Genomic DNA, 3,936 nt, shown 5'->3' with positions numbered 1-3,936 from the left:
TGTTTTTCAAGACGTTTCTTTTGTTACGGGATCGGTTTTCGGCAAAAAAGTGTTATTCGAGGGGCATTACCAAGTTATCCGACGTGGATGGAAACGAGTAGGAGACTGCGCAATCAGGCCGATAGTTCCGTAGCATAACCTTCCCACAGCTTGAACGCGTCGGCTCTAGCATGGCGGTAGGGGAGAGTGGAAAGGCGATAGCGGCAGGGACGGAAGATCGTGGTGATTTGGTCGTGGGCGACGAGAAATCGTTGCGTCTGGCGTAGTGACTTGAATCGATCCATCATTTTTCCGCTTTCGCGTCGGTCGGTGCGACCCTTCGATCCGGTTGTTGAGCCCCTTGTGCGCCCGATGGTTGGCTTCCAGATACGATAGCCTTGATCGGCTTGGTGTAGCTCCGCAGCTTGTCTGTGATCACGACACGCGGTTCGCCATAGGCAGCCGCCAGCCGACCGAAGAAACGCTTTGCGGCTTTGGCATTGCGGCGAGGCTGGATCACAATGTCGAGTACGTCTCCGTTGCCATCGATTGCACGCCACAGCCAATGTTTTACGCCGTTGATCGGGATGACCACTTCGTCCATATGCCAATTGTCGTGCGGCCGAGGCCGGTCGCGTCGGATACAAGCTGCGAACTGAGACTCGAAACGGTTCACCCAGGGACGAACCGCTTCACGACTAACGATGACACCGCGATCCGCCAGAAGGTCCACGATATCCGCCGCGCTGAGAGCAAACCGATGATATACCCACACCGCATAGGCGATGATTTCACGAGGGAAACGGAAGCCCTTCAGCCGAGGCAATGAGGTCGGTATGGTCATGGTGCCGCGCTACCCGAGAACGACAACCCGATCAACTTGGCAATGCCGGTGGCCTTCCCAAAACGGAACGACGACGACGGCGTAACCGAATAACCGAAGGGCAGGGCGGTGCACGTCGTCCTTTCCATTGCTCCGGCTTAGAGCCGGACCGAAAAAAGCGCCTCACGGGCGCTTTTTTGTATCGATGACCTTGATGAAGCATGACGAAGCAGGTTGCTGACCTTGAGAAATTATCTCCTGAATATATCTCGGGTGGCTCAATTACCCAGGCAAATCCCGCGCCCTTTGGTGCGTGACCGCGTGCTTGTCGGATGCCGGCATACCGGCCTCCGACTTGAACCAATCACGTCCTTTCTCCCTTCGGCCCAAGCAGTGGTGAAGCGCGTAGAAATTGCCATTATGAACTTTAGAGGGGTATTTGACGAACGCTATTCGGGCAACCCATGCGGCGCGTGATTGCCTTACGCCGGTCCATCGGACAGGATAAGGTGGTTGTGTTACAAATTCGATCTACCGTGAGATGTTATAAGTCCAACAATGAGCCGCACCACCGAAACACCACCTTTTCCTTTTGCTCGCGAGTAAATGCGTTGGAGTATCTGGAGGTTACTGCGACTCTGTTCGAGGCCCGTCGATGTTACCGCGGATGATGCGAAGGCTTTGACACCTGTAGTGTTGGCACCGCTTTTCTATATCATCATATTTATCGACAATCCGTTGACCGCCAGCATCTGTGCAAGGATGTCTGACGTCAGCGCCTACCGGACAGTGCAAGGAACTTTGTAACGGCAGGCTTGTTGCGGCATTGTGAAAGCACAAAATCTGACTTGAGTGATCTAAGTCTGAAATCTCCTCCAGTTTGTGTTTAGAGTTCGCCCAATTTGAGGCGATACCAGTCTTTGGACCAGCGGCAAGCAGAGTTTTCTGGATTCAATCAGGGTGACGGGCCGATTTAGAATAGTCCCGATCTTTTTGATTTTGACCAAAAGCCGATCAAAAGAAAGAAAACGGGAACCGCTCCTATCTTCCACAGACCCGGATCAGAATACCGGTTCGCCATCATTCATGCACCCAAAACGGGGTCGGAACTTTGGGTGTGTCACTTGTTGAAACAGGAATGACCCTAGTCAGTGAAATTTCGCGCCCTTTGTCAGTCTGAACTATGATCTCAATGTTATATCCCCCGGTGTCATCCTTGGCTGCAGCCGCGTCAGAGTGCGGGACCTTTAGAAACAGGCCCGGATCTGAAGACGTGCAATAAGGTGAGGTATTGCTGTCGCTTTGGACTGCGCGAGTTGAAACCTGAATATCCGTTATTTCGGTCCACTTTTCGCAGATGTCGCAAAAATCGAAGTTGGCTCTGAACAAGCGACACCCGGACGGGTCCGGGTAGGCGGCCCTTGGAGTGATCACGAGCCTGTAGGAATGCATCCCGTAATTTCTGAATACGAGGTTTGACAGGCTCATGACCGTGGCAATGGCCATGCATACTGCAACTGCAGGGCCCAAAAGTCGCTTTTCGGACGCGTAACCCACCAGCAGCGCAGATGGTATGAGCGCGACGGCCATCCATCCAAAGAACCTGTAGAAATTCCCTTTGCGGGGGCCGACAAAACTGAAGCCGACCAGCAGGGCCAAGATAATACAGACGAAAAAAATAGGTATTTTTCTGTCTTCGACTGTTGAGGTTCCCACCCGCAGCGCTGCCAGTATTGAAAGGAATACCGCCAGCCCGAATGCGCCGTTCATTGCCGCATACTCCCGACCTTCAAGATGGAAATTACGGCCCAGAACTGCCTGAAATAAAAAGTCGAAAGGTTCACGTCCGAAGAACGATAGAAACGCAGCGGTGAAGTCCAGCCCACCCAGGCCTTGCGCGAAGTGTCCCCAGCCGAGTTAGTCGGCGTCCCGCTCAAAGAGATTGGCTGCAATATCGGGTGAGGCAATAACAAGCCCTAACGAGATGGGTCCCGCCAGATACTTAGGTCTTAACATGCCCCACGCCCCCGAGAGGGCGACAGCACCCAGCGCAAAGGGCAGCATCAGTGCACCCAGTTCGTATAACAGGAAACCTAAGGCGCTGAACGCTGCCACGAGGTAAAAGAATTTTGGCCGGTTCTCCAGGATGGCTCGCACGAGAAAGTAGATGGCTGCACATTGTAGCAGAAGATAGTGACTCATCTGAATGGCCGTTGCGGACACTACAATGTGGAACTCATTCAGAGCTACGAAAAGAGTTGAGAAGAGCGCAGCAAGATTGCCAAAAAGATATTTTGCAAACAAACCGATGAAGGCAACGAAGGCGACGCCCGATACAATGCTGAAAAACCGATAACCAAAGTGGGTTTCCCCGAAAATTTCCGATCCAAAATATGCGAGGTAGGCTGTAATGGCCCCGTGAACACGGGTACGTATGGGAAGATAAGGATCTTCACTGTCAAAGGATATCTGCGAGGCTGTCACCAACCAGTCTCGTTCTTCATCCCAGAGGTAGCCAGAACTGAGCGCCAAATAAACACGGAGCAATGCCGCGATCACCACCAAGCCACTAAACAGTATCCAAAAGCGGCACTCTGATTTTGCTTTCACCTATCACACCCTTTAACCAGAAACATACTTTCGAAAATACATACTTATGCCCGTAGCTTGGATTATTCTTACGACACGTCAATCAAATAACATTGCGGAACAATGATTCCCGTCCGCTGAACCCGGCCTTTTGATCCGTGACGGGTGTTGTCACGCTGCTATGTCGGCGCAACGCCAGGGGAGGGGTGCGTCGAGACATGTGATCTTTTGATCGGCGGTTTCGGTCAGGGACGACCGCAGCGGATTGCGTCCCCACAGAATATCTGAACAACGAGTTCCCAAGGATGTGTCGCAAACTTTTTGAATGGCCAGAGTTAGCGACTTACCGGGCACACTTATCCTGCGATTTCTGCAAACAGCCGAAAACCGGATGTCGTAGTGCAGGGGAATTGTCGTTTTCGGATCATATTGGCCACCTCGATGCCGTCCATAGTAGCTGAGGCCGATCTGAACGATTTGAACCCGCGGTGATCATTTTTTTGCCGAAAACCGATCCCGTAACAAAAGAACCGTCTTGAAAAACC

2 protein-coding genes and 1 pseudogene are annotated in these 3,936 nt (G+C 52.3%); all 3 read right to left on the bottom strand.

Features of this window, described 5'->3' with window-relative positions:
* Positions 1-113: 113 nt before the first annotated feature.
* Positions 114-823 (bottom strand): annotated as a pseudogene (locus tag GS620_RS21770) (IS6 family transposase).
* A 1,059-nt stretch (positions 824-1,882) separates the two neighbouring features.
* On the bottom strand, positions 1,883-2,572 hold the full coding sequence (locus GS620_RS21765) for a hypothetical protein (RefSeq protein WP_171617720.1): 690 nt from the start codon (positions 2,570-2,572) through the stop codon (positions 1,883-1,885).
* Between the two features lie 147 nt (positions 2,573-2,719).
* Positions 2,720-3,412, bottom strand: a complete 693-nt coding sequence (locus tag GS620_RS21760) for a glycosyltransferase family 39 protein (protein ID WP_171617719.1) — start codon at positions 3,410-3,412, stop codon at positions 2,720-2,722.
* Positions 3,413-3,936: the final 524 nt, after the last annotated feature.

The sequence above is a fragment of the Ruegeria sp. HKCCD6428 genome (genome assembly GCF_013110595.1).
In the GTDB taxonomy this organism is placed as follows: Bacteria; Pseudomonadota; Alphaproteobacteria; order Rhodobacterales; family Rhodobacteraceae; genus Ruegeria.
Note: the sequence above shows the minus strand (reverse complement) of the source record. Positions and strands in the feature narration are given on the sequence as shown.

Coding starts and splice junctions, on each gene's coding strand:
- GS620_RS21765 (WP_171617720.1), bottom strand. CDS start 2,572: ATGAACGGCGCATTCGGGCTGGCGGTATTCCTTTCAATACTGGCAGCG.